Source organism: Streptococcus sp. ZY19097 (assembly GCF_040731245.1).
Classification (GTDB): Bacteria; Bacillota; Bacilli; order Lactobacillales; family Streptococcaceae; genus Streptococcus; species Streptococcus orisratti.
Genome location: NZ_CP160400.1, coordinates 1,913,732 through 1,939,527 on the forward strand (window position 1 = coordinate 1,913,732; position 25,796 = coordinate 1,939,527).

The 25,796-nt window shown below is 36.6% G+C and carries 19 protein-coding genes and 7 pseudogenes; 6 read left to right on the top strand and 20 right to left on the bottom strand.

Annotated features, from left to right (window positions below):
* The 15 genes and pseudogenes from ABZ559_RS09525 to ABZ559_RS09595 all read right to left on the bottom strand — a co-directional run bounded on the left by ABZ559_RS09525 (position 1) and on the right by ABZ559_RS09595 (position 13,313).
* Positions 1–660, bottom strand: a complete 660-nt coding sequence (locus tag ABZ559_RS09525; RefSeq protein ID WP_273403232.1) for an SGNH/GDSL hydrolase family protein — start codon at positions 658–660, stop codon at positions 1–3.
* A gap of 382 nt (positions 661–1,042) precedes the next feature.
* A complete protein-coding gene (locus ABZ559_RS09530) occupies positions 1,043–1,756 on the bottom strand; it encodes a GntR family transcriptional regulator (protein WP_273403235.1) in 714 nt (237 codons plus the stop codon).
* 44 nt (positions 1,757–1,800) lie between these two features.
* A pseudogene (locus ABZ559_RS09535) lies at positions 1,801–2,052 on the bottom strand (GH36 C-terminal domain-containing protein); the annotation flags it as partial.
* A gap of 12 nt (positions 2,053–2,064) precedes the next feature.
* On the bottom strand, positions 2,065–2,595 hold the full coding sequence (locus ABZ559_RS09540) for an alpha-galactosidase (RefSeq protein ID WP_367006154.1): 531 nt from the start codon (positions 2,593–2,595) through the stop codon (positions 2,065–2,067).
* A gap of 126 nt (positions 2,596–2,721) precedes the next feature.
* Positions 2,722–3,778 (bottom strand): annotated as a pseudogene (locus tag ABZ559_RS09545) (IS630 family transposase).
* Positions 3,779–3,815: 37 nt separating this feature from the next.
* Positions 3,816–3,929: pseudogene (locus ABZ559_RS09550) on the bottom strand (transposase); the annotation flags it as partial.
* A 919-nt stretch (positions 3,930–4,848) separates the two neighbouring features.
* Positions 4,849–6,528, bottom strand: a complete 1,680-nt coding sequence (locus tag ABZ559_RS09555; RefSeq protein ID WP_367006156.1) for a recombinase family protein — start codon at positions 6,526–6,528, stop codon at positions 4,849–4,851.
* Positions 6,529–7,031: 503 nt separating this feature from the next.
* The gene (locus tag ABZ559_RS09560) at positions 7,032–7,436 is read right to left on the bottom strand and encodes a hypothetical protein (RefSeq protein ID WP_044680342.1); all 405 of its coding nucleotides are present in this window, start codon (positions 7,434–7,436) and stop codon (positions 7,032–7,034) included.
* 252 nt (positions 7,437–7,688) lie between these two features.
* Positions 7,689–9,827, bottom strand: coding sequence for a heavy metal translocating P-type ATPase (locus ABZ559_RS09565; RefSeq protein ID WP_029177191.1), 2,139 nt, complete (start codon positions 9,825–9,827; stop codon positions 7,689–7,691).
* A 19-nt stretch (positions 9,828–9,846) separates the two neighbouring features.
* Positions 9,847–10,493, bottom strand: a pseudogene (locus ABZ559_RS09570) (multicopper oxidase domain-containing protein).
* Positions 10,494–10,517: 24 nt separating this feature from the next.
* Positions 10,518–11,435, bottom strand: a pseudogene (locus tag ABZ559_RS09575) (multicopper oxidase domain-containing protein); the annotation flags it as partial.
* A 17-nt stretch (positions 11,436–11,452) separates the two neighbouring features.
* Positions 11,453–11,902: a CopY/TcrY family copper transport repressor gene (locus tag ABZ559_RS09580; RefSeq protein ID WP_024378136.1), complete on the bottom strand. Its 450-nt coding sequence runs from the start codon at positions 11,900–11,902 to the stop codon at positions 11,453–11,455.
* Between the two features lie 181 nt (positions 11,903–12,083).
* Positions 12,084–12,305, bottom strand: a complete 222-nt coding sequence (locus tag ABZ559_RS09585; protein ID WP_024418029.1) for a hypothetical protein — start codon at positions 12,303–12,305, stop codon at positions 12,084–12,086.
* A 43-nt stretch (positions 12,306–12,348) separates the two neighbouring features.
* The gene (cadX, locus tag ABZ559_RS09590) at positions 12,349–12,687 is read right to left on the bottom strand and encodes a Cd(II)/Zn(II)-sensing metalloregulatory transcriptional regulator CadX (protein WP_000711078.1); all 339 of its coding nucleotides are present in this window, start codon (positions 12,685–12,687) and stop codon (positions 12,349–12,351) included.
* An 11-nt stretch (positions 12,688–12,698) separates the two neighbouring features.
* Entirely contained in the window at positions 12,699–13,313 is a 615-nt protein-coding gene (locus tag ABZ559_RS09595) for a CadD family cadmium resistance transporter (protein ID WP_024418028.1), read from the bottom strand.
* Between the two features lie 119 nt (positions 13,314–13,432).
* Here ABZ559_RS09595 and ABZ559_RS09600 point away from each other — a divergent pair.
* Both ABZ559_RS09600 and ABZ559_RS09605 read left to right on the top strand, forming a co-directional pair.
* Positions 13,433–13,537: pseudogene (locus tag ABZ559_RS09600) on the top strand (IS3 family transposase); the annotation flags it as partial.
* Between the two features lie 1,240 nt (positions 13,538–14,777).
* Complete coding sequence (locus tag ABZ559_RS09605; RefSeq protein ID WP_024378623.1) at positions 14,778–16,250, top strand: plasmid recombination protein; 1,473 nt, start codon at positions 14,778–14,780, stop codon at positions 16,248–16,250.
* 320 nt (positions 16,251–16,570) lie between these two features.
* Here the strand turns inward: ABZ559_RS09605 and rlmD are convergent.
* Together rlmD and ABZ559_RS09615 are read right to left on the bottom strand one after the other, a co-directional pair.
* A pseudogene (rlmD, locus tag ABZ559_RS09610) lies at positions 16,571–17,920 on the bottom strand (23S rRNA (uracil(1939)-C(5))-methyltransferase RlmD); the annotation flags it as partial.
* Positions 17,917–18,852, bottom strand: a complete 936-nt coding sequence (locus ABZ559_RS09615) for a helix-hairpin-helix domain-containing protein (RefSeq protein WP_367006159.1) — start codon at positions 18,850–18,852, stop codon at positions 17,917–17,919. The pseudogene rlmD and the gene ABZ559_RS09615, both read right to left, overlap by 4 nt.
* Before the next feature lie 69 nt (positions 18,853–18,921).
* On the opposite strand from ABZ559_RS09615, the gene ABZ559_RS09620 reads away from it, so the two are divergent.
* The 4 genes from ABZ559_RS09620 (at position 18,922) to ABZ559_RS09635 (ending at position 21,636) form a co-directional block, all read left to right on the top strand.
* A complete protein-coding gene (locus ABZ559_RS09620) occupies positions 18,922–19,698 on the top strand; it encodes an aminoglycoside 3'-phosphotransferase (RefSeq protein ID WP_367006160.1) in 777 nt (258 codons plus the stop codon).
* Between the two features lie 11 nt (positions 19,699–19,709).
* Positions 19,710–20,486 (top strand): recombination regulator RecX, encoded by a 777-nt coding sequence (gene recX / locus ABZ559_RS09625; RefSeq protein WP_367006161.1) that lies wholly within the window; start codon positions 19,710–19,712, stop codon positions 20,484–20,486.
* Between the two features lie 86 nt (positions 20,487–20,572).
* The gene (locus ABZ559_RS09630; protein WP_018376763.1) at positions 20,573–21,106 is read left to right on the top strand and encodes a DUF402 domain-containing protein; all 534 of its coding nucleotides are present in this window, start codon (positions 20,573–20,575) and stop codon (positions 21,104–21,106) included.
* A gap of 218 nt (positions 21,107–21,324) precedes the next feature.
* Entirely contained in the window at positions 21,325–21,636 is a 312-nt protein-coding gene (locus ABZ559_RS09635; protein ID WP_018376764.1) for a DUF960 domain-containing protein, read from the top strand.
* 317 nt (positions 21,637–21,953) lie between these two features.
* Here ABZ559_RS09635 and recR read toward each other — a convergent pair whose 3' ends face one another.
* The 3 genes from recR to ABZ559_RS09650 form a co-directional block, all read right to left on the bottom strand.
* Positions 21,954–22,550: a recombination mediator RecR gene (recR, locus tag ABZ559_RS09640; protein ID WP_018376881.1), complete on the bottom strand. Its 597-nt coding sequence runs from the start codon at positions 22,548–22,550 to the stop codon at positions 21,954–21,956.
* A 227-nt stretch (positions 22,551–22,777) separates the two neighbouring features.
* Positions 22,778–24,859 (bottom strand): penicillin-binding protein PBP2B, encoded by a 2,082-nt coding sequence (gene pbp2b, locus ABZ559_RS09645; RefSeq protein ID WP_367006163.1) that lies wholly within the window; start codon positions 24,857–24,859, stop codon positions 22,778–22,780.
* A gap of 122 nt (positions 24,860–24,981) precedes the next feature.
* Positions 24,982–25,746: a formate/nitrite transporter family protein gene (locus ABZ559_RS09650; RefSeq protein WP_018376883.1), complete on the bottom strand. Its 765-nt coding sequence runs from the start codon at positions 25,744–25,746 to the stop codon at positions 24,982–24,984.
* Positions 25,747–25,796 lie beyond the last annotated feature (50 nt).

Consider the following 25,796-nt stretch of genomic DNA (forward strand, 5'->3'; position numbering starts at 1 on the left):
TCAGACCTCCTTGCTTAATGGAACATCAGAAATAGTCAGTCGCTTCACCACTTCATTTGCAATGAAGGCTGCGCCTGCTAAAGTTGGATGAACGCCATCATCGCCTGTATAATATTGTGCTGAATGAAGAACAGCCTGTTCATTCATAAGTCCATCAAGGGGGACTATTTCTAAACCAAATTCCATAACTAGACGACGAATAATTTGAATCTTAGCATCCAAATCTACTCGCCAATCTTGCCTATCTAATGGATATGGCAGAACAAAGGGTTCCATAACCAAGATTCGTAGTATCCCTGCTGCTTGCAAGTTCGTTAAAAGTTTGCGGTATTCTGCTTCAAAACGTTTCTGCTCAGTCTGACTTCCAAAGGATTCTCGTCCAATATTATGCCAAACATCGTTAATACCAACCATCAGAATGACCATGTCTGGCTTTAAATTCAAGCACTCCTGTATTCGTTCGTTGAGGTTGGCGACTTTGTCACCACCGATACCTCTATTGCTAAAGGTAAAGGCATATTGTGGGTAGTGGTAGGCCAAGTGTCCTGCTACAAAATTAGCATAGCCATGACCTAAACTCGTTGGGTCGGCCTTATCACGTCCCCATTCTGTAATACTATCTCCAAAGAAAACAATATGATCTTCTCTTATTAATTGCATAACTAATCACCATATTTTTCTTAGAACCTGTATTCACAAGCGAAGTGTTTATAGATAAGAGATCGTTTTTCGCTAATCAAGGCAGTTTTTTGAGAGAATACTGACTGTATTTTGAAAAAAACTAACGATGAGTAGCTCAAAAACTAGCCTTAGATAGAAGTGCTGAACTGTGAATACAGGTTCTTCATGTCAAAGACGGGTTCTAAATACGTGAATTCACAGGCTATCAGAATGACTAATCATAAGCTAAATGAGTGTTTCCATAAGTCTAATCCTATTTTGTAAGTCAGAAAACAATTCATTGAGAGAGTTAGCGACTTGCGTACTGACTACATAAGCGGTCTGGCCTTTTTTAGGACAGGGTATTCGCTTTTCTGAAGGATCAATTGTGAGTCAAAACGACTTCTAAATTGAAAGAATCCTGAGTATGCACAGTAATAGAATATTCAAAGGCTACGCCTGTGGATAAATAACCTATCTGTTCTGTAATTGCAACAGGATCTCCCGAAGGAATGTTCAAATAATTTTCTTCTTCTGATGTTGCTTTGCGTACCGAAATTTTACGATGTGCATTGTGAATTTTGAGTCCCAAATCACCAATAATATAGGCGTAAATTGATTCCTCTACATGTTCCAATCTTAAACCAGGAATCACATCCACCGGCATATAGGTACGTTCAATAACCTTTGGAACCCCGTCTATCTGACGAACCCGATAAATGTTATAGATAAAGGTATCTTGACTAATATTTAACTTTTCTGCGATTGACTGACTAGCTGGCTGAATACTAAACTCCAAAACTTGGCTAGTCACTTTTTTGTCAGGATAATAAGCGGTTGTTCCTATCATCTGACTGCTGATTAAGAGGCTCTTCATATCCTCAACAGATAAATCTTTAACAAATGTTCCAGCTCCACGACGTTTGATAATCAACCCCTCGGAGACTAGAATATCTAGCGCCTTCTTAACAGTCATCTTACTGGTATCATAATGAGTACAAAGGTCTTTTTCAAAGGGAAGTTGGTCGTTTGCTTTATAGACGCCTTCTAAAATTTTCTTACGCATGTCATTGGCAATAATCGTATATTTTTGCATCATAAATTCCTCCGATTCTCCCTTCTACTCTACCATATTTTCAGCTAAATTTGCTGCAAATAATAAAGTTTTGATGAAAAATCGCCTGGCATTTCCCGTGACCAATAATCTTGCTCATGTCCAAGAAAATTTTGACCTAGCAACAAACCAATAGACTGCAAATCCTTGCCATATCGACATGAGATTTGCTTCCCATTAGAGACTTGATACATACTGGATTCATTAAGGCCAGTCAATTTGATGCGTTCATAGATAGGATTTGCCTCTGCCAATATTTTGTAATACCCAACCAAAGCCTCACTTCTATCCTAACTAACCACCATCCAAACCACATGATTATCATCTAATATATCTAGGCGATAAAAATCACCGAAAAGAATCAAGTTTTGGTAAGATTTGTATTCTTTTATCTGCTGACGAATAAGAGTCTTTTCTTCTTCACTTAAAGTGAGAGGGTTTAATTCATAACCAAAAACTCCGAAAGTAGCAACATTTTTACGCATGTCTAGTGATGTCACACGCGCTACTTGATGATTAGGGACAGCCGAGACATGACTTCCCATCGTAGACAACGGATAGATTAGTGAGGTCCCTGATTGAATCGTTAACCGTTCTACTGCATCAGTATCATCGCTGGTCCAAATCTGCGGACTGTAGTAGAGCATACCCGCATCAAAGCGCGCTCCGCCGCCTGCACAAGATTCAATGAGAATTTCAGGATAGGCTCTTGTCAGCATATCGTAAAGGCGATAAACTCCTAGAATATAGCGGTGAGCAACCTCTCCTTGTTGCTTAGCCGTTAAAATCGTAGAATAGGCCTCTGAAATATAGCGGTTCATATCTAGTTTAAGATAATCAATTGGTACGGTTTGTATAGTTAATTGAAACAGGAGCAGGACAAAAGTGCCTCAAGAAAAGTATCGTAATTTGGCAATACTTTTCTGAGGTGTTTTTTGATTTGATACTCAGTTAAAATCAAAAATAGCGGAAGTCCAGTCTCTATCTACAATTGATTTGAGTTGATAAGCGGTTAAGGTTTGAATAACCTCTTGAAGTTTATCGATTACCTCATTTAAGGTCCTAAATACTTTATTCTTGAAACCAAGTTTACGAATCTCAGCCCAGACTTGCTCAATAGGATTCATTTCAGGTGTGTAGGGTGGAATGAAGGTAAATTCAATATTCTTAGGAATATTTAAGGTCTGAGATTTATGCCAGATGGCATTATCCATGACTAAAATAATATAATCTTCTGGATAAGCTGCCGATAGTTGGCGTAAAAATTCATTCATCCAATCACTATTACATCCGCCTGCTATGATGAAAAACGAGTCGCCTGTATGGGCATCCACAGCTCCATAACAATAGCGGTATTCACGAATGTGATGACTTGCTACGTGAGGACGATAACCTTTTGGAGACCAACACGAACCAAGTTTACTGATACGCCCAAAACCCGCCTCATCTTGATACATAAGGCGGATTTTTTGATATTCTTTTCCATCAATAAAGCGCTTACTCATTCTCTCCTCGAATAAAGATTTTATTTTTAGACGCTAAAATGGTTTCGGCGTCTGCTTTTTTCGGATGTTGGGGACGTGGGCTAACTTTACGCCAACCATGACGTTTCAGGAGAGCATAGAAACCTTCTCGGGTTGTCTTGTGCCCAACTCTCTCTTGATAAGCTTTAAAGAGGGTGTTAACGGTAACGAATTCTCCATTCAAAGAGGAAGAGAGTTGCTCTTTAAGGAAATCTTCTTCCTCCTCATGCGTCATATAGGAGCGGCGGCGACCACCACGATTCTCCTTTAAGAGAGCTTCTAAGCCACCACTTAGATAGCGATTTAATAAGTTGCGGACTGTCTGATGGACAAAGCCTACTGATTTAGCTACAGATGTTAAATTATGGCATTCAGAGTAGAGAATAAGGGCTTGAATTTTTCTATGATGCGGAGCATTATTTTTATCTTTAAGGGCTTGCTTTAATTCTTCGACTTGTGTTTGGGTAAGTTCTTTTGTCATAATACTATTATAACGCTATTTTTGATTTTTGTTAAGTATGAGCCCATGTTTTCTCAATGGGATTATACTCAGGTGAGTACGGAGGAAGTGGTAAAAGTCTATGCCCCTGCTCCTTGCATAACTCTTTTAGCTTACTCATCCTATGAAACCTTTTATATAAAATATATACTTTTCTTTAAAAGTTCTAAAATGAAGTTAGCCACTTGAAAGTATAAAAAACATCTCAGAGAGATGATATCGTCACCGCAAGAAACATTAGAAGGATTCTAAGACGAAAAACTGGAAAGACAACGCTTTTTCTGTACAGATTTTATAGTCTTTAGTTTGCTTTTAGTACAAGGCAACGAGTTGCAGGTTGCTAGAACAGCCTAAAGGATGTTCTAGGTTGGAAATAAGACATGCGAAGCAAGTCACTTTCGTAAAGTACGGCAGGAGAGTTCAAATACTCCAGTGGAGTGTTTGAAGTTGGAAATAAGGAAACGGAGTTTCCCCTTACGTCGAAGTAGTCAAAGACAAACTAATTGACTATATAAAGTGTTTATTCGTTTTGTCATTGGTATTGGATAGTGATTAACAGTTATCCATTTCATGATTGTCCCTCCAACACTAAAAGTCCAACATTTCCAAATTCACCAAATCGGATTAGTCCTACCTCTTCCATTTCAGCAACTAGCTGATACTCAATGAAAATCAAAAGTAGCCTAGGAAACGAAGCCGACGATAGAACTTGGGTTCATCAAGGTAAGTTGACAACGGATAATTTTGATTTTCGAAGAGTATGAGTTGCTTCCTCAATATCAATTCCCATGATAGCCCTAAGATGACACATCACCATTTGACGCGATTATTTTTCTTCTTTTTGCATGATTTCCTCCTGAAAATAAAAAAAGCGAGAACACTTATTAAAATGTTCTCATATACTTTGATATATCTAACTTTTGTGCCTTCCACAAACAGGCAAGATAAGGACGTTGACTTCAATCTCTTTTTTTGGGGACTTTTTAAAGTCCTCCCAGATCATCTGGAACAAATGCAAAATGTTTGAAAAAACTGTATAAAATCAAGGTTTTTCAGCATTCCTTCTTTTGTAATTTCACAACCGCCTCAACCGGTGTACTATTGTCCAAACTAATTTCTAAGTCTTCCTCAATGATTGGAAGCTTGAAATGAATGGCTTTCACCCAACATCCTGCTTTATTTTTGTCATCATAAATTTCGACTTTTTCAATCAACATCTGACACAATCGCTTCTTGTCGATATCTTCCATGACATCCATAAATGATGCAAAGTTGACCAATATTTTATAAATATTATCTGCGGTCATTTTATCTTTTAGGATTACCTCTCGTTTAGATTCACTTGTCTCAATTAGCATTTCTACATCTGCTAATTTATCATAAATAGTATTTAATCTTATATCTAAATCAATTGACTTTTGCTGAAAATGAGGATCTTCAAAATTTAAGGAGTCAATTTGTTGGATTAAATTCAATTTGGTTGCATTGAGCTGGCGAAAGAGACTCTTATATTGTTCAATTTCACTGTCTATCCTACTTGTATCAACCTGAATATTTATTTTCTCTTGCAGTTTTCGTGCAAAATCAGGTCTTGAAACTAACTTACTAATGATTGATAATACTTCATGGTCTAAATTTCCTGTTTTAAGCTGTTTATTAAATGTGCACTTATGACCATCTACATGTTTTCTATGTTTACAAGCATAGTAGTAATAGTTTTTATAGTATTCATCTTTCTTATTTTTATTTCGCTTGATACTTTTATTTCCATAAAGCCCAGCATTGCATAATGGACATTTTATCAACCCTGAAAGTACATAAATAGAATCGTTCTTACTTGGGTTCTCACGTTTATACTTATGGGCATTAGCTTCTCGTTTTTTCCTCACTTTTTTCCAAGTCTCATCGTCAATAATTGCTTCATGTATTCCGTCTGTTAGTATATAATTTTCAGACTGTGTGACTTTCGTTTCACCAGAAATTTTATCTCGAGTGCTTTCACGCCGTCCAAAAGCAATTTTTCCATTGTAAACTGGATTATCTAAGATTCTTGCAATGCCACTGGATGAAAAATATGGAAGGGTACTATTGTGTCGAATTGGTTTCTTTATATCTAGGTTGGCTAAATGCTTGGCAATAGCTATAGTGCCCATATCACTGTTGGCAAATAAATCAAAAATCATCTTTACGGATTCAGCTTCTTCATGATTTACTTGTAATTGACCATTAACAAGGGAATATCCTACAGGCGCAAATCCACCATTCCATTGACCAGCTCTCGCTTTTTGTCTGCGACCTTCCATAGCTTGAGAAATAATATTTTCTCTTTCCATTTCAGCAACTGCCGACAAGATAGTAATAACTAACTTTCCTGAATCCTTTGAACTATCCAGTCCATCATCAACACAAATCAGATTTACACCATGAGATTCCATAATAGCTAGAGATTTTAAAGTATCCGCAGCATTCCGACCAAAACGTGATAATTTGAATACAAGTACATAGTCCACCTTATCTTTCTCTGCTTCGATATCTGATATCATGGCCATAAATTCCGTTCTACCTAGCATGGTTTTACCAGATTTTCCAGCGTCTTGATAGGTTTTCACAATCTCAATATCAAAAGCATTGGCATATTGATGAATTCTTGTTTCTTGAGCGTCTAATGAAAATCCTTCAACTTGCATATTTGTAGATACCCTTGTATAGATATAGGCTTTCTTTCGCTTCATTTAATTTCTCCTTGAAAAGTTTGACCAAAAAATACCCTTATAATCTTAAGGGTATTTTAACTCTTTTTAGAAAAGAATACAAGCAACTACTCATCAGTGTACAGGTTTTCTTCCTTGATCGTCAAAGTAGAGAAATCAATATTATCTCCATATTTCAGGAGCATTTCTTCCAAAAATCTCACTAGTTCATCCATAGATGACCACCAAGTGAAATTATTTGACTCTGATTCCTCATTACAAAAGGCAGAAGTAGTTGCTTGTAGAAATGTAAATCATGTAAGTTCATGATAAACTCCTTCTATAACTCAACTATATTCTGCCATTTTTTGGAAATTATAAAAAAACCGTTAATGAATTTGATATTAGTTTTAATTCCATGCAAAAATCTTCTTACAGAAGGTAAGAAGATTTTAGTTTTAAAACATTGTTAGATGTGTACTAGAAGTATATATACAGTACGATTAAACACAACTCTTGTCAACATTTTAAAAATTATTATCCACTTAAAAAATTGCCTCATTCATCAACTTCATTTCATAAGGAATTAGCTTTGAACTTATTTGCGAAATATTATCCTTTAGATATTGGATAATATTAGGATAACCAGTTAACTCCTCTGGTAATTTTACTTTCTTGACTGCTGAACAAGGTACCCCATAATCAATTAAGAATTGTAATCTTTCATCAACTTGTTCATTTTCTAATAAAGAAGCAAACACGCTATAGTCCCCGCACTTCATTTTTGATTGGCTAAAAACATATTTTTGAATAGAATCAACAACAGCAAGAAGCTTGGGAATCTCAAAATTTGCATCAGTTCTCTGAAATTTCAGCATATAATCGATAGCCCGATCCAAAGGATCTTTCTTATTTTTTTTAACATAGTAATCGTATTGTTCATAAATCAATTCTTTGAATGATAGATTTATATATTTCAAGGCTGTTACTGCTTTATTTTGACTATAGCCATACTCATCTCTATGCTTCAGGTACTTATATCCTAAAAATAATCAGTTCTATAATAAATTAAAAATCGTGTTGGTAGAAAAATCGTCTACTTCTACCAACACGATTTTACAAAGAGCCAGTACTTACATCTCTTTTTCTCCTGTAAAACTATTGTATCTTGATACTTTAAGGAGTTTCAATCATTCGATCTGTTAACCGTTATTTTTTGGATCTAAACTTAATAACATAGCATTAATGGCGACGATGACTGTTGACACAGACATTAGGATTCCTCCTAATGCAGGGCTTAATGTGATACCAATAGGAGCCAAAATTCCTGCAGCTAGAGGGATAGCTATAAAGTTATAACCAGCTCCCCAAAATAGGTTTTGTTTCATTTTACGAGTTGTTTTGTGTGCTAATTCAATGAATGATTCAATATCTCCTGGATCGGATTGAGTCAATATGACATCAGCTGAATCCAATGCAACTTGAGTTCCAGCACCTACAGCTATACCAACATCTGCTAAGGCAAGAGAAGGAGCATCATTTACACCATCACCTACCATGATAACTTTCTTTCCTTCATCTTTAAGTGTTTTAACTAACTCATATTTGTCTTGTGGAGATTGATTTGATCTATACTCAATCCCTAAAACTTCTGCCGCGCCTTGAGCCGCTTTTTCATTATCACCTGTTGCCATAATTGGTTGAATATTGTTCTTTTTAAGAGCTTTAATTAACTCTTTACTCGTTGGTTTTAATTCGTCCCCTAAAGCTACAGCACCAATGGCATCATCGTTTTCTACTAAGACACTAAGAGTTGCTCCTTTTGGAATATCCATATCAAGATTACGTCCATAGGCTTTTTGACTGATTAATTGGTAACGGTGCCCACCTGCTTTACCCTCTACTCCAGAACCGGAAATCACATCAATCGAATCAAAAGATGCTGGACGTATATCTTGCTGCTCGGCGAACCTTATAATTGATTGAGCAATTGGGTGGCTAGATCCTCCTTCAATACCTGCCAATAAGGCAATGATTTCCTCTTTTGTATATTTGTCATTAAGAAGTTTTACATCTAATACTTTAAATTCACCAGTTGTTAAAGTACCCGTTTTATCTAAAATTATCACATCTGCATCTTGAGCTATTTCTAAGGCTTGGCGGTCTTTTACTAGTAAGCCACGGCTAGCCCCTAAGCTTGTGCTTCGGGCGGTTACCAATGGAATAGCCAGACCCAATGCGTGCGGACAAGCAATAACTAATGTAGTAATAGTAAATATAACTGCCGTTGGGATATCTCCAATAATCATCCACACTACAAAAGCAATTAGCGCGACAATAACAGCAATATAGAAGAGCCACCCTGCAACCTTTTGCGCAATATTTTCTGCCCTGGAAGGCTGACTTTGAGCTTGGCTAATTAAAGTCTGTACTTGAGAGATAAAGGATTGATCACCTGTCTCATTCACTTTAATATAAAGAACCCCTTCTCCATTTGTTGAGCCTCCGATTACTTCATCGCCAGGACCTTTTTTAACTGCTTTTGATTCTCCAGTCAAAAGAGCTTCATTTACACGTGATTCGCCACGCTCGATAGTTCCGTCTGCTGGCACATTTTCTCCGGCTTGAACACGAATTAAATCGCCTACCTGTAAGTCAGCAACTGGACGTATTTCAATTGAATCATCTTCTAACACAACGTGAGCATCTTTTGGTACCAACTTAGCCAATGCTGCTTGTGCGTCTCCTGCTTCTCCAATAGCTTTCATCTCAATCCAGTGACCTAATAACATGATTAATAATAATGAAGCAAATTCAAAGAAAAAGTCCATCACGTGTCCACCCGTTACGTAGGTAATGATAACAGCATAAATACTGTATAAATATGAAACACTTATACCTAAAGAAACTAGAGCCATCATTCCAGGTTCTTTTTGTTTAAATTCGTCAACTGCGCCTTGATAGAATGGACGTCCACCATAAATAATTAATATAGTAGATAAAATAGCTACTACAATATCAGAATATGGAAAAGTAAACTGGAATGGTAGGTCAAACCCAGCCATAGGGGATAAGAGCATAATAATGATTCCTAGTGGCAATGATTTTAAGAAAAGTTCCTTAAAGTTACCGTGATGATGGTGTTCATGCCCTCCGTGATGCCCACTGTGGTCATGCCCACTGTGCCCGCTGTGCCCGCTGTGATCATGCTCAGCATGATGTTCTTGATGTTGATTCTTATGGTCTCCATGTTCTTCCGTGCTTACGTGCTCATGTTTTGAATGATCCATGTCGCCATGATTATGGTGACAGTGGGATAAATGTTTGTTGTTATTGTTCATTTTAAATTCCTCCTTATTCTTAATGATGATGTAAATGACACTCGCATTGTCTTTCTGGACAATTGCAATCCACTTCTTCTACTGCGAAAGATTTTTTTATCTCTAATATTTTTTCTAGTCGATCTATATCATCGAAGCTTAAGACATGATCTTCAATATTATTTATTATTCTACTTTAATTTGTCCCATCATACCTGCTTCTTCATGTTCAAGAATGTGACAGTGGTACATATAACTACCCTTCTTATTAAACTTAACTATAAGTCTTACTTTTTCGTTAGGCTCAATATATACAGTATCTTTCCATCCGCTCTCCTCTGGAGAAGGCGCATTACCGTTTCTTGATAGAATTTGAACCTGGGTGCCATGAATATGGAATGGGTGTCCCATTTCATGCATCATAGATCCTGGGTTTGTAATTTCCCAAATCTCTGTATCTCCAAGCTTCACTGTTTCATCAATTCTATTCATATCAAACTTTTTACCGTTTATTGATACCATGTGACCCATACCTTGAAGCTCAAAACTTCTTATCTTAGTAGCTTGTGCTTCTGACATTCTTTCTATATTCGTTAAAGTGCTAGGTACTTCAGTATCATCTTTCCCATCGCCTTTAACATTAAAGGTCATAATGGCTTCCTTATTACTCATAAGTGATAGCTGCATTCCCTTTTCATACTTTGAAAAGTCCACTATTATCTCTGCTCTTTCCCCAGGTGATAACATAATATTTCTCTTACTAACCGGTTTTTCTAAAAATCCACCATCAGATGCTATTTGATAAAATCCATCTCTATTATCTAACTTCAAATTAAAGTTACTTGCATTAGCACCATTAACTATTCTAAATCTCATCTTGACTCTATTAACCTCTAAATTAGGTTTAATAGCTCCGTTAACTATGATAGTATCCCCTGTTGCTCCATCCATCATATTTGTATTATAAATAAAACTGCCGTCCTTGCCAAAGCTTCTATCTTGAATTACTAAAGGTATATCATTTACTCCATATTCCTTAGGAATATTTAAGCTTTTTGATACTTCATCATCCACATAGAATAGTCCTGCTAAACCTTTATAAACTTGGGTAGCAGTATTTCCTCCAAAGTGCGGATGATACCACAATGTTGCAGCCTGTTGATTTACTGTAAAACTAGGCTCCCAAGTTGTTCCTGGTTCAATTCCTTGATGAGGGCCCCCATCCTTTTCTCCTTCTACCTCTAGTCCATGCCAGTGAACTGTAGTTGCTTCTTTTAGCTTGTTATTTACGTGCACATTTACTTGCTCACCTTTACTTACTCTGATGACAGGGCCTAAGAAACTTCCGTTGTACCCCATAGTTCGTGTCTTGGTATTTGGTAAAAATGAAGTTTCTCTTTCTTGAGGTTCTAAAGTAAAATCCGCAATATTAGGATCTGGATTTTTATCCTCTAATAGTGGTGGTATAGGAAGTGTACTTTTTGTTTTACTTGTTTGAATATCTATATTAACTGCACTCTGGTTTATTTTAAAATAACTAATCATTGGTTCTAAAAGTGTAATATATCCAACTGCAGTTAATACGACTGTAAGTCCAATACCTAATAACATATGTTTATTCTTACTCATTTTTATTCCTCCTTATGTTAATGATGATGTAAATGACACTCGCATTGTCCTTCTGGACAATTGCAAGCCACTTCTTCTACTGCGAAAGATTTTTTTATCTCTAATATTTTCTCTAGTCGATCTATATCATCGAAGCTTAAGACATGATTTTCAATGATGCTTCCTATTACATTTCCAACTTTCTTATTGCAAATACGGTTAAAAATATCTTCTGCATAATCCCTTACGGCTTCTTTCTCTACAATATTGGCAGTGTAAATAAACTTTCTACCTTCTTGCTCTGTATTTAGTACGCCTTTTTCAACTAATCGACCTAAGATCGTTTTGATAGTGGATTCTGTCCAGTCCATTTTTTCTTTCAATACAGAGATGACTATTTTACTAGTTACTCGATCATTTGCCCAAACTACACGCATTACTTCCCATTCAGCATCTGTGATAGAAGTATTAAGTTCTATTGTGCTCATTTTCCTTTCCTCCTTGTCGTTTACAAACGTAAACGAATATGTTCAAAATAAGTCTACTATTGTAAACGAAATGTGTCAAGTCTTTTTATTAAATTCTCACTTTTTGGGGTCAGTCCCTTAAAACTGAAAGTTTTAAAATGAAATTAGCCATCTACCTATACTGTGAGATGAAGGCTACGACTCATTCTGATAAGTCATCGATTTCATTTGATGACAGGTTTGGAGCTGTTAGGCAATAATCATAGCCTTGCTTTAGCCCAAAAAAGACATCCAAGAGATTTCTCTTGAATGTCTGTAAACGCTGATATAATCGTAGGTCGCTTTGCTTTAAATTATACTTTTTTCTTAAACATTTGATACGAGTAGGTATTTCTTGTGAGTAATTTTCATCAAAAAATTTCATATATAATCTCCCTATAATCATGGAAAAGTAGTAAAAATAGTTGTTATCCTAGTTGATTAAAAAAATCTCTGATTTCCTCATCTTTTATAAAATAATATATAATTTTCCCCTCTCTTCTAGTGTCCAAGATGTTTTGATTGGCTAGTTTACGAAGATGGTGGGAGGCAGATGCCATACTGAGATTTAATAAACAGGCTATATCGCAGACACAGAGTTCTTCGACGGCAAGGAGATAAAAGATGATATTTATCTGTTTATTATCGGTAAATTTTGATAAAATGCGAAGTGATTTTTGGACTTTTTCCTTTTCAAGGTAGTTCGTTGCGGTTGTAACATTTTGTTGATTTATAACATCCACTTGACAGATACTATCTTTTTTCATTATTTTTTCTCCTAGCCTAACACAGCCCATAGCATGTCAAAGCTGTTGTTTTCAATAAGGATATACATCCCCAATCCTAAATAGACAACGGCAATAAACCATCTGCTATATTCTTCCAAAGTTTCTCCAACAGAAGGGACTTGTGCTAATTTTTGGGCAGAAAAAACCAAGAGATAAATCATGACTAGAAAAGTAAGTAAAGTCACTATCAAATTCGCTAAATTTAAGGTAGTAAAATATGGGACAAAGACACCAATATTGTCAGCGCCACAACTTGCAAAAGTAATCATAGCGACTAGAAAAATCAGGTTTTTATTGTCTTTTCGCAAACCATCATTTGCAATAGCTTCTCCATCAGAATCTCCTAAAAGCAAAACTTTGAGGCCTAGGAAAATTGGAATCAAACCGAGTAAACCTAAAATCTCTTTACTAGGAATATAATTTAAGACAAATGCAAAAAGCAAACTTAGGAATATTAGACTAACAGAGCCTAGAAATTGTCCTAAATAGATGTTAATGATGTCCTTTCTACTTTTTCTTTTGGCAAAAAATAACATTAGGATAATAAGTAAGTCTACGGCTGTCCCAGAATACAGGATTATTGAAGTAACAATATTTTGAATCATAAAACACCTCATTCAAATATATTTTTGAATGTATTCTAACATTAAACTTTATAGATGTCAACTTAAAATCCACCAATTTATAATTGCATGTCAATATTTGTATTGTGTAGTTTCAGAAATATATTGTAATTCAAATTGTAGAAAATTACATCAAATATTATAATGAAAAAAGAATCCAACAAAAATTGGACTACCTGTCTCCGGTTGAATACCGGAGACGGTAGCCCTAGGGTGTTTTTATTAAATTCTCACTTTTTTGGGGTCAGTCCCACGACCGTTGATTGAGCTTAAAACTATTTCGATTTATGAGCCATTGGAAATCTCGTATGATGAATATATGTCTAATTGCAAACATTAACTAGAGTAATAGCCTAGTTAATAAGCATGGGAGGGAGTTATAAGCTCTCTCTTTTTTGTCTGCGCTGTTCGCGGACAAATCGCACGTTGATTCGTGCGACGGGCGAAGACCATTTTTTGCTGATAATTTTAGCGCAGCTGAAATTATTTTGTTAGCAAAAGATGGGCAAGCAAAAATTGCGTGAAGCAATTTTTTCGGTGCGTAGTTCGCGCCGATTTTTTCGAGGCCACTTTTGTGGGCCGAAAAAGCAGTGAATTTTTTGAACCGTGAGGGTCAAAAAAGGGGTGCAACCCATAGCCCTCGGCAGAGCGTTTGTAGTTTTGATGAACCGTAGGGTTGTCAAAACTACAAAAACGTTACTTTTTGACAAAAAGTAACAAAAACCTCTGTTACTTGCTTCTCAAATTTTTTAATGAAAATCATTGAGTCTAATTTATTTGGCGAGGAATAGCGGAGCGCCTCGCCGTTGTTCGCTATTCGAGCAATCATAACACAAAATTTTAAGATATTGATAATTTAGAAATTAAGATACCAATCTTAAATAATCACTTTTCTACAAAAATAATGGGGTCATTTATCTATCCATTTTTTAAGTCATAATGGGTAACTTTATAAAACCATTATCTGTTAAAGAATGGATTACTTTATTGGTCCGCTATTTTTGAAAATATGGGCTTCTTTAATTAGTCCATTAATTTAGAGAATATGGACTAGTTTATTCAGCCATATATTATACAATTATGGACTACTTTACTTGGCCTTTTATTTTACAAACATGGATTACTTTATTAGCCAATGTTTTTCAATCATGGAGTAATTTATGAATCCATTATTACAGCCAAAATGGTCAACTATACAAAACCATTAATCGCTTAAATATGGATTACTTAAATAGTCAATACATTTTTCTATAATGGACTCGTTAAGGTGTCAATTTCATTCTAATAGTAAGAGATTGGTCTCCATAGATTTCAGTCCTAAAGAATAAAACATCAGTAATTAATTACTTGGTTCAGGGATAGTTCCCAATAAATTCATTCTCAAATTTTTAAAATGAGTTTTTAAGGCATACTGTATTAAAGAAAAATTTTTAAGGAGTATACGTGATGCCAAAATTAACTATTTCATTTAAAACAAATCCGAGAATGACAAACATTCGACATAATAATAGAGATTTAACAGAAAAAGAATGGAAGAGCCCAGAACATTCACATATTCTTAGAGATAAAAGTCATCAAAATATTGTAGTTAAACAATTAGATATTCGAGAGCTATATGAAAAGGAATTTGGACCTTCTTTGCAGGAATACAATGAAAAGCAGATAAGAAATGATCGAAAAATCAAGGATTATTATAAACATGTTGGTAAACTTGATACCTTAGATCAACAAAGAGAGTTTATCATTGGTATTGGATCAAAAGCGGATTGGGATGAATTACCAGAAGGATATAAACTCAACATAGGGATATATTTAGCTAAATATGCACAAGATTTCGAAAAACGTCATCCACATTTCCGTGTTTATAATGCAGTAGTGCATCTGGATGAAAAAGGTGCTCCGCATTTACATTTAAATGTAGTTCCCATCGCAGACGGTTATAAAAATGGTCTCTCTAAACAGCCCAGCTTTTCAAAAGCATTGAAGCAAGAGGGATTTACAGAAAAAGGAAAATTTCAACTTATGGCTTTTCGCAACAACGAAATTAAAGTCCTTGAGACAATGTTGAAAGAAATGGCAGTCGAACGTAAAAAAGTAGGTACGAACAAGATTAAAGACATGCGTGAATATAAAGAAATGATGGCTGAACTTGAGGAGGAAAAAGGAAAGAAACTGAATGAGATTAAAGCTGAAATCACTTCTGAGGTCTCAAAAGTAGAAAAAGAATTTGCAAAAAAGAAAGAGAAGTTGAATACACTTGAAAAAGAGATTGATAGAAAAACACAATCAATTGAACAATATGATAATGTCATCCATTCAAAGCAAGAGTCTGTTAATAAGTTAGATGAAAAGTTTGAAGCTAAAGCTGATAAACTAGAATTACTATTAGCTCAAGAAAAAGCTATAAATGCTATCAACGAACAATTATTAAAGGATATTGGAATTAAAGAGGATAAGAATTACCTATTTACCAAGGACTTTAAAGTAGAGGAACGTGGACTAATTGGAAAAAAAGAAAAATTTGCAGTTGTACCTTTAAAAATTTTTGAAAAAATGTTATACCAAGTAAATACCAAACCTATGAAACAAATTTTAGACGATTTTATTGATAAAGTCTTTAACAATAGTATTGTCAAAGGATTAAAAAAGAAAATTAGCCAATTGACTGGTGAATTGAAAAGAGCTAGAGTACAACTTCAACATGAGAGGTCAGTACGCATTGCTGAACAAAAAGAAGCGGAGAAAAAAATGGATTCGCTATTGAAGGAAGTGCAGCCTGCAATGAACCTATACGAAGATTTTCAAAACTATCTCACTGAAAATGATAAGAAAAAAGTATTTGAACGCATCGAAAAACACAAAAAATTACACCAAAAACAAATAAGTAAAAATCGCAATACAAATGATTATGAACGTTAAAAAGTGCAGATCAATTCTGCACTTTTTAATTTATTTAATTACTCAATCATTCCAAACCAAGTTAACGCATCGATGATAGCTTGTTCTTTTTTGGGTGGACAATTTGGAACTCTTTGATTTTCTTTCTTAGAGTGATTATAGTTCTCTCGCTCAATTATCCCAAGTTTCCTTTTAACTTGAGCAATGTTAAGAGTAGATACTTTTAATTCGAATTTTCTAAAGACATAATCTTTGATTTCTGAATAAGTGGCTTCCTTCTTGACAGAAATATCTTTGAGGTCGTCTTCATTAATTTCAAGATCAATATGATGGTTGATATCTCGTTTGGACAATTTCACAACCGCCTCGGTCCTTGCAGTGTGAGGAAACATATCTACTGATTGGATATAGACTACCTCATAAATCGTCACAAGTTTCACTAAATCTCTTGCCAGTGTTGACACATTACAAGAAACATAGACCATCTTTTCAGGTTGATATTGCAAAATAGTTTCTAACAACTTTTCATCCAAGCCTGTTCGTGGTGGATCCACAATCAAAGCATCCGCACGATAGCCTTCTTTATACCACTTAGGAATGATTTCCTCGGCTTTTCCGGCTTCATAGTAGGTGTTGCTAAATCCCATCTTTTTAGCATTTTTGCATGCATCTTCGATAGCCTCTGGAATAATGTCCATGCCGCGCACGCTTTTGACTCTATCCGCAAAAGCAAAGCCAATGGTCCCAACACCACAATAAGCATCAATAATATCATCGCTCGCCGTCACATCTAAAGCTGCAACCGCTTGACCATATAATACTTCGGTCTGCTGCGGATTGAGCTGATAGAATGCGCGTGGTGACAATGAAAAATTGTAATCCAAGACATTTTCCGAAATCGTCTCTTGTCCCCACAAAATCTCTGTCTTATCACCATAAATCTCACTTGATTTAGAACGATTGACATTAAGAGCAATGGTTTTAATTTGCGGGAACTCAGCAGTCAACTCCTTGATGAGTGCTGTTAGACGAAGGTCACGGCTGGTCACAAAGATTAACTGAACCTGTTCGGTCGCTTGCGCTTTACGAATCATAACTGTCCGTACGCCAGCAATCTTGCGTTCATTGTATATCGGTACCTTGTACGTGTTCAAAAGTTGGCAGATACGGTTGATGATTCTTTGTGTCAGCACATCCTGAACCAAGCAGTCTTCAACACTGACAAGCCTGTGACTACCTTCAGCATAAAGTCCTGCTTTAATTTGGCCACCAAAAGAACGAATTTGGAATTGCAACTTAGCACGATAATGTTCCGGTTGCTCCATGCCCAGAGTATGACGAATCTCATAGCTTTCATAACCTGCTGGCTTAAACTTATTCAAAGCCTGATGGATAATATCGTCCTTAACTTCCAACTGTTTGTCATAACGCAGGTGCATCAGTTGACAACCACCACATTCTTCGTAGATAGAGCAAGATGGCTCAACTCGAAATTTTGACTTTTTATTAATGGTCAATAGCCGAGCAGTCACAAAGTTACGTTTGACGCTGGTGACTTGGCAAAAAACCTCCTCACCCTTCAGCGCACCGGGCACAAAGACCAATGTTTTCTTATAAAAACCAATCCCTTCACCATTGATGCCCATACGTTTGATTTTCAAAGGAATTCTTTGTTTTACTTGTAAATTCATTTCTCGCTAAATATCACTCCAGCTTCTTTTAGTTTTTCCAAAGTAGCTTTGCCAATTTTAGGAATAGTTAACAACTGAGTTTCTGAATAATTGGCAATATCTGCAACCGTTCTGATGCCATAATCTGTCAAGCTCTGCAATTGTGCAGAAGTCAAAATATCAAAGTCTTCTAAAAACTCATCCTCTTCTGCAAAATCATTGTTAAGCCAAGCCTGCACATAGGTAGAGGCAGTCATCAAAAGAGGCAGAACATTGTAGAGAGCTAGATAGAGGCTATCTTCGCTATTGGGTTGGTAACTTTCCAAAGCCCCCGCATCTAAAACACGTAGCATTGGAAATTCATCTTGCAAACAAAATTCAAGAAAACCATCAACCTGACCACATAGCTGGAGTATCAATTCTTCAGCAGTTTCTTGATGACCGTTCAAAATTGCTGCAATTAGCAAAGGAACTTGCATGAGAACATCTTCCTTGTGTTCTTTATGGCTATTAAAAAATGCACTCGCCATCTCATAATTTGACATTAAAACATAGAGTGACATGATTTCATAACGACATCCCAAGGAATCATTAGGATCAGCTTGATAAATCTCTAAAAAATGGGTTAAAGCCTTTTGGTAAAGTCCATTTTGCTTATAAAGCATGGCCAACTCCACCTTTGATTCAAGATAAGGAGGCTGTCCCTCAGCTATCCAAGCTTTTTTGAGAGACATTGACCACTCTTTTTCCAACTCTTCTAACGCACTGATTTCTTTTACAAGTTCGCTCCCTGAGGCTCTGCTATCATAGAGACCATTACCAAAAGCAAACTCATCATATAAATCGTCTATTTCCTCATCGGTCAGATCAGATAAGCTTTCTAGCAAATCAGCTTCAAATTCCTTATTCTGTCGATATTGTTTCAAACTAATTACCTTATCTTTATCCGTCATAGCTACCTCTTTTCTTGGGACAACGTATTTTCTTAACTCTATTCTACCATTTTTGATATAATTAAAACTATGAAAATCGTTAAATTCGAGAAATTACTTGCTCAACTTCCATCTGAAATCAAACCCTATGTATTAGGAAAAACACTTATCGACACCTCTTCTCATTCGGGTGCTCTGGTGATAAAAGTAGGCTCTGAATACTACCTCAAAATTGATCAAAAAGGTGCTTTGAAAGATGAGGCAAAGAATGTCAGTTGGTTCTACCAAGCAGGACTCGGTATTGCTCTTATTGCCTATGTTAGCAGCGATAAAGACTATTTATTAACCGAAGCCGCCTATGGACAATCAGCTTTGGCATTTATGGACCAACCCAAACTTCTCTGTCAAACACTCGCCAATGCACTCAAAAAATTACATCAATATAGTCCAGTTGACTTTCCTATTACGGATCGCCTAGAGCATTATCAAGCAACTGCTGAGCAAAATTACAAAGCTGGAGCTTTTTATGATAAGGCCTTGCTACCTTATTTTGCCATCACAGATCGCGAAGACGCTCACCGACTCATCATAAGCAAAGGACACCTTTTAAGAAATGACGCCTTCATCCACGGTGATGCTTGCTTGCCAAATATCATTTTGAAGGACACTCAAACCTTCTCCTGCTTTATTGATGTGGGCTTAGCTGGTGTGAGCGATCGGCACATTGACCTATTTTGGGTAATTTGGTCACTTCACTACAATCTCGGTACTGATCAATACACAGACTACTTTCTAGATGCCTATGGACGTGAGATGGTTGATTTTGAACGCCTACAACTTGTGGCTGCCTATGAAACTTTTGGATAAAAACTAGAACTATGAAAATCACTAAAATTGAAAAGAAAAAACGACTTTATCTGGTTGAAATTGATAACTCGGATAAACTTTATGTGACTGAGGACACTATCGTTCGCTTTATGCTGACTAAGGGGCTGACCTTGGATGACAAAATGCTCAAAAACATCCAGACCTTTGCCCAATTTTCACACGGAAAAAATTTAGCACTCTATTATATTTCATTTAAACAGCGCACGACCGCTGAGGTTCGACTTTATTTGATAGACCATGATATCAAGTCTGATATTATTGAGGATGTCTTGAAAAATCTTAAAGAGGATAAATGGCTGGACGATGGTAAATACGTTGAAAATTTTATCTCACAAAATCTGAGTTCAGGTGACAAAGGTCCCTATGTTATAAAACAAAAATTGCTCCAAAAAGGTATTCCAGCGCAGCTTATTGATCAGGAAATAGAAAAACAGGATTTCAGTGAGGTCGCAGAAAACGCTGCTAACAAACTTCTGAAAAAGTACCAAACTAAATTACCTGCTAGAACCCTTAAGGATAAAATTATCCAATCTCTAAGTAACAAAGGCTTTTCTTATGCCGAGGCAAAAACTGCTTTTGAAAGCCTCGAGATTGAATCTGATGACGAAAATGAACAAGATTTGCTCCACAAAGAACTTGATAAAGCCTACCGTAAATACAGCAAAAAATATGAAGGTTACGACCTCAAACAACGACTAATTCAAGCCTTAGCCCGAAAAGGGTTCGGTTTTGATGACATTAATAGTGCTCTAAGGGACTATTTATAAGATTTTCGCTCTTAATCAGTGCATTTTTCAGAAAATTATGATAAACTATCTAAGATAAGTTTTAATTGTAGAAAGTTGGTAAGGGCATGAAATTACCTAAGGAAGGCGACTTTATTACAATTCAAAGTTATAAGCATGATGGTAGTTTGCACCGCACGTGGCGCGATACTATGGTACTGAAAACAACTGAAAACGCCCTGATTGGGGTTAACGATCATACACTCGTAACCGAAAGTGATGGGAGACGTTGGGTAACACGTGAACCAGCAATCGTCTATTTTCATAAAAAATACTGGTTTAACATTATTGCAATGATTCGTGATAACGGCGTTTCTTACTACTGCAATCTGGCGAGTCCTTATGTGATGGATGAAGAAGCACTCAAATACATTGACTATGACTTAGATGTCAAAGTTTTCGCTGATGGTGAAAAGCGGTTGCTTGATGTTGATGAATATGAGACACATAAGCGCAAGATGGCCTATTCTGCTGATTTAGACTTTATTCTAAAAGAAAATGTCAAAATCTTGGTTGACTGGATTAACAATGGCAAGGGACCATTTTCACAATCCTATGTCAATATTTGGTACAAACGTTATCTTGAACTGAAGAATCGTTAAAGTTGTCAGCACCCCATTCGGGGTGCTTTCATACTAAGAACCTGTATTCACAGTTCAGCACTTCTATCTAAGGCTAGTTTTTGAGCTACTCATCGTTAATTTTTTCAAGATACAGTCAGCATTCTCTCAAAAAACTGCCTTGATTAGCAAGAAAACTCTCTCTTATCTATAAGCACTTCGCTTGTGAATACAGGTTCTTAGTAGAAAGGAAAATTGCTATGGCATTTGAACACACTAAAGAACGATATGCTAGTTTTGGTGTTGTAACTAGCCTCCCTCATCCAATTATTGACACCTTTTGGGATATTCTTGACAACTATCTCAAGGGAGTTGTGCCATTAGATCGAACCTTGACTTTCCGGTTGGCAAACAAAAAAGACAAACTATCCCTTGAATATTATGATAGAAAACGTCAAATCCACATCGTTTTTGACTATAATACACCTTTTGACCCATTTTTTCCTGAAATCGTCAACATTACTGACAATGCTGGCATTGAAACGATTGTCCTACCACACGAAACAGATTGATACTCCGTGACATTAAAACAACTCAGCTTGATGAAATTTCTTCTACCTACACTATTGCTGTTAAGTCTAATTTCCCATTACTTCTCAGCATTCATTTCACAAATCATAACAACGTGTTAATCTATGGAATCGGTTTTCATTGGGTGCAAAATTATGCTATGAGCCTTATTCAGTCAGGACATTCAAAAAAGAGCCTGACTGACTTTAACCATAAAAAAATACAAAGAAGAGTGAAAACATACAGAGATTGCTAGTCAATTTATGCATGTTTCCACTCTTTTTGTAACTATTCAGTTTACATAATACAAACTGAAAGACTATAATTCTGTTCGGTTTTCAATGGCACGCAACAGCGTGACCTCATCAGCGTATTCAATGTCAGAACCAACAGCTAAACCGCGCGCTAGGCGGGTAACCTTAATACCTGCTGGTTTAAGGACACGAGAAATGTACATGGAGGTCGCTTCCCCATCAGCGGTTGCATTAGTCGCTACAATGACTTCACTCACTTCGCTATCCATAAGTCTGGTAATCAAAGTTTTAAGATTGATGTCATCTGGGCTAACACCATTCATCGGTGAAATAAGTCCATGAAGAACATGGTAAAGTCCATGATATTCTTGAATTTTTTCCATAGCGGAGACATCCTTAGAATCTTCTACTACTAAGATGACGCTTCGATCACGACTCTCATCAGTACAGATATTGCAGGGGTCATCATCCGTAAGGTTACCGCAAATAGAACAGTAAGTTAATTCACGTTTGGCAGCTAAGAGATTTTTAGCAAAGTCATTAACATCTTCATCAGACATGCCAATAGTATAGAAAGCAAGGCGAGTCGCCGTTTTGATGCCAATACCTGGCAACTTTGTAAAGCTTTCAATCAACTTAGCAATCGGAGTAGGATACAGCAAATAATTCTCCTTTCAAGAAACTAGGTAAAAAGTCCGAACTCACTTTTTATTTTTGAAGTTCGTTTCATTTTCAAACTCAAACTATCGCCCAGACAGTTGAGCCCTACAGGTTGGGAGTAGATAAATCAGCACGCTAAAGCATTTTAGCTCATACTCATAAACACAAAAACGATAAGAACCCTTGTTGTTTGTTGTGTTTGTTGTGCTCTCTCCCGTTCTAAACTGTTTTATTGATTAACATAAGATTGCATATAGAGGTCAATAATATCTTTAGCAATCAATTGGTTTGAGTAGTTTTCATCACTTGTTAAATGTGGAATGATGACCGCTACCGCAATCTTAGAATCGCTACTAGTAGAGTAATCATAGGCCAGCACACTTGAATTGACCGTCGTAACAATGTCTCCATTGCTAGCTTTAGCATAGGTTTCCGCCGTACCAGTTTTACCTGCAATGGTAACTGATGAACCACGCATTTTGGTTCCTGTCGCATAACCACTTGAGCTATTGACTACTTGATAAAAACCTTGTTGGAGCACTGCCATGTCGTCCGAAGAGATATTGATTTGATTTAAAACCTTAGTATCTATGGATTTTGACAAGGTTCCCACTCCACCTGAATCATCTGCATCATAAATTCCTTCAACAAGGTGGGGCGCCACTCGATTTCCGCCATTAGCAACTGTTGCAGCATATTGAGCCAACTGTAGAACAGTGTAAGAATCGTACTGACCAAAGGCTTCAGTCAAGACATTGAACGCAGTGTAATCTGATGAAGTCAAACCAATAGACTCACCACTAACATCTAATCCAGTATCTACACCTAGACCATATTCTGCAAAAGTAGCTCTAAGTTTTTCCATAGCTTCCTGCATACCACTTGTCATTAGTACCATGCCTGAGTAATATTCCTGTCCCATCATTTTAAGAGCGATTTGAACCATATAAGTATTTGATGAATATTCTAAGGCTTGTGCTACTGTGATATTGGTTGAATTGCTTCCCGTAAACCAAGATTTAATGGGAGCAGATCCTGCCAAGTTAATTGACTGGTCAGCCAGAACTTGATTTCCTGAGATAACTCCTGACTCCCAACCAGCCGATATGGTCGCAGCCTTAACAACAGATCCTGGAACAAAGACATCCGTTATCGTCCCTAGAGCATCTGGACTAGCCGTTGTCTCTCCTGTTTCATGGGATAGCCCCGCCATAGCCAAAACACCACCAGTTTTAGGATTAAGGGCAACAACATAAGCACCTTCAGAGTAAGTAGCAAAACCAGCATCAAGGTCAGCCTGATAATATTTACTTAGAATACCTTCAACTGCTGTTTGAAAATTAGAATTAATCGTCAACTTGAGATTCTTACCGGATTTCCCTTCAGTTGTCACCTGATCTGAGACAATCTTTCCTTTTTTATCAGTTGTAATTTTACGTATCGTATGAGTTCCTTGAAGATATTCCTCATAGGACTTTTCCAAATAAGAGGTCCCAACACGATCATTCAAGGCGTAGCCCTTTTTAAGATAATCTTCTGCTTCTTCTTTTGGCAAACCTGCTTCCTCGGATGACACAGTTCCGATAATGGAAGCAATGGAGGTATTGACCTTTTCGCGTTCCCAATTTGTGGATACTGAAATTCCAGATAGCTTGGATTGATTAGCCACGATGTAAGCAATTTGGTCTTCAGTTAGATCTGCTGTTTTTAAATTAACCGAATTAAAAACAGATACCGAATTCATTTGATTAAAGAGATAGACCTGCTTTAATTCTTCATCTGAGTAAGCAATTTGATCTTCTGTAACTGCCTCAACCGCATTGGCATAAATGGTGGCTTCTGTCAGTTTATTGCCGTAATTATCATATTTTTTCTTATCTGGTAAATTTTTAACCACTTGTGCATAGACAGATTGGTCAGCTAAATAATAATCTTTCTTAGCCCTAGTTGTCACTTTTGTTTCGGTTAAAGTGACAAGTGTAGATAACTTTTGTGCCAAATCTTTCATGTCTTCAGCTGTTGTCGTATTGCTGCGCGTGAAAACCAACACTTGCTTTATCTCATTAGCTACCAGCACATTACCTGCAGAATCATAGATTTGACCTCGAGGTTGAGACTGTTTCACCGTATAGGTATTGGTAGCAGATAATTTTTTATCATAGAAACTCTTGTCCGCAAGCTGCATCTGTGCCAAACGTAAAACGAGAAAGGTAAAGAGACAGACAATCACAAAAAAGAGAAGGTTAATTCGGCGAGGAATACTGGCCTCCTTCTTGATAATTTTAAATGATTTTTTTGGTTTTTTTGTCACTTTGCTGTCTCCCGTTTTTGAAAAGCTATGCTTTCTATTTTATCACAAAATAAAAAAAAAGAGCGTGACTGACTAAGAAAAGTTTCACCTTTTTTTCTACGTCATCACGTTCAATCTCAAAATCATTTTTTATGCCCGTAAGCCAAATAGTAGAATAAACTTACAAAACCTGCACCACCAATAATATTTCCAAGATAGACTAGGACAAAATTTTGAATAAAGTCCAACCAAGTTGCCTGTCCTTCAAAAATGGCTGCTGGAATGATGAAAGCATTTGCCACACTATGCTGAAATCCCAAAGCAACAAAAGTCATAACAGGAAACCAAGTCCCAAGTAATTTCCCAGTCGCATCTTCAGCCCCATAGCAAAGCCACAAAGCTAGTCCAACAAACCAGTTACAGCCAATACCGGATACAAAGCTTTGTAAAGGACTCGCTGCTAGTTTGGCATGAGCTACTTCAACTGTTTCATCCAAATAAATCCCTGAACTAGTCAAGCCTAAAAAATGACCAAACACAAAGGCAACAAATAAAGCACCCAAAATGTTAAAAAGGGTAATAACTGCCCAGTTAGCTAACAAGTCTTTACCAGATACTTTTTTTCCAAAAAAGGCTGCTGACACTGCCATCATATTACCAGTGATCAACTCACCACCAGCCATCAAAATGACAATCAACCCAATAGGAAAAACACAAGCACCAATAAAGCTAGAAAGTGGTCCCAAAACCTCCATGCCACTTGCAGCTACACGAACATAAAGCAAATAGCCTAGACTAATCATTGCCCCTCCGATAAAGCCCAAAATGGCTCTTGCGAGAAAGGTTTTTTCAATTTTATGCTCTCCAATATGGATTGTTGTCTCTAAAATAGCTTCAGGTGATTTCATGCTTTCCTCCTATTGTTACATTTGTCACAAACATAACCATTATATCAAGA

What these genes read in the sequence shown, in the direction of transcription:
- ABZ559_RS09525 (WP_273403232.1), bottom strand. Translation starts at nt 660, where the DNA reads ATGCAATTAATAAGAGAAGATCATATTGTTTTCTTTGGAGATAGTATT.
- ABZ559_RS09530 (WP_273403235.1), bottom strand. Translation starts at nt 1,756, where the DNA reads ATGCAAAAATATACGATTATTGCCAATGACATGCGTAAGAAAATTTTA.
- ABZ559_RS09540 (WP_367006154.1), bottom strand. Translation starts at nt 2,595, where the DNA reads ATGAACCGCTATATTTCAGAGGCCTATTCTACGATTTTAACGGCTAAG.
- ABZ559_RS09555 (WP_367006156.1), bottom strand. Translation starts at nt 6,528, where the DNA reads ATGAAGCGAAAGAAAGCCTATATCTATACAAGGGTATCTACAAATATG.
- ABZ559_RS09565 (WP_029177191.1), bottom strand. Translation starts at nt 9,827, where the DNA reads ATGAACAATAACAACAAACATTTATCCCACTGTCACCATAATCATGGC.
- ABZ559_RS09580 (WP_024378136.1), bottom strand. Translation starts at nt 11,902, where the DNA reads ATGAGCACAATAGAACTTAATACTTCTATCACAGATGCTGAATGGGAA.
- ABZ559_RS09585 (WP_024418029.1), bottom strand. Translation starts at nt 12,305, where the DNA reads ATGAAATTTTTTGATGAAAATTACTCACAAGAAATACCTACTCGTATC.
- cadX (WP_000711078.1), bottom strand. Translation starts at nt 12,687, where the DNA reads ATGAAAAAAGATAGTATCTGTCAAGTGGATGTTATAAATCAACAAAAT.
- ABZ559_RS09595 (WP_024418028.1), bottom strand. Translation starts at nt 13,313, where the DNA reads ATGATTCAAAATATTGTTACTTCAATAATCCTGTATTCTGGGACAGCC.
- ABZ559_RS09605 (WP_024378623.1), top strand. Translation starts at nt 14,778, where the DNA reads ATGCCAAAATTAACTATTTCATTTAAAACAAATCCGAGAATGACAAAC.
- ABZ559_RS09615 (WP_367006159.1), bottom strand. Translation starts at nt 18,852, where the DNA reads ATGACGGATAAAGATAAGGTAATTAGTTTGAAACAATATCGACAGAAT.
- ABZ559_RS09620 (WP_367006160.1), top strand. Translation starts at nt 18,922, where the DNA reads ATGAAAATCGTTAAATTCGAGAAATTACTTGCTCAACTTCCATCTGAA.
- recX (WP_367006161.1), top strand. Translation starts at nt 19,710, where the DNA reads ATGAAAATCACTAAAATTGAAAAGAAAAAACGACTTTATCTGGTTGAA.
- ABZ559_RS09630 (WP_018376763.1), top strand. Translation starts at nt 20,573, where the DNA reads ATGAAATTACCTAAGGAAGGCGACTTTATTACAATTCAAAGTTATAAG.
- ABZ559_RS09635 (WP_018376764.1), top strand. Translation starts at nt 21,325, where the DNA reads ATGGCATTTGAACACACTAAAGAACGATATGCTAGTTTTGGTGTTGTA.
- ABZ559_RS09650 (WP_018376883.1), bottom strand. Translation starts at nt 25,746, where the DNA reads ATGAAATCACCTGAAGCTATTTTAGAGACAACAATCCATATTGGAGAG.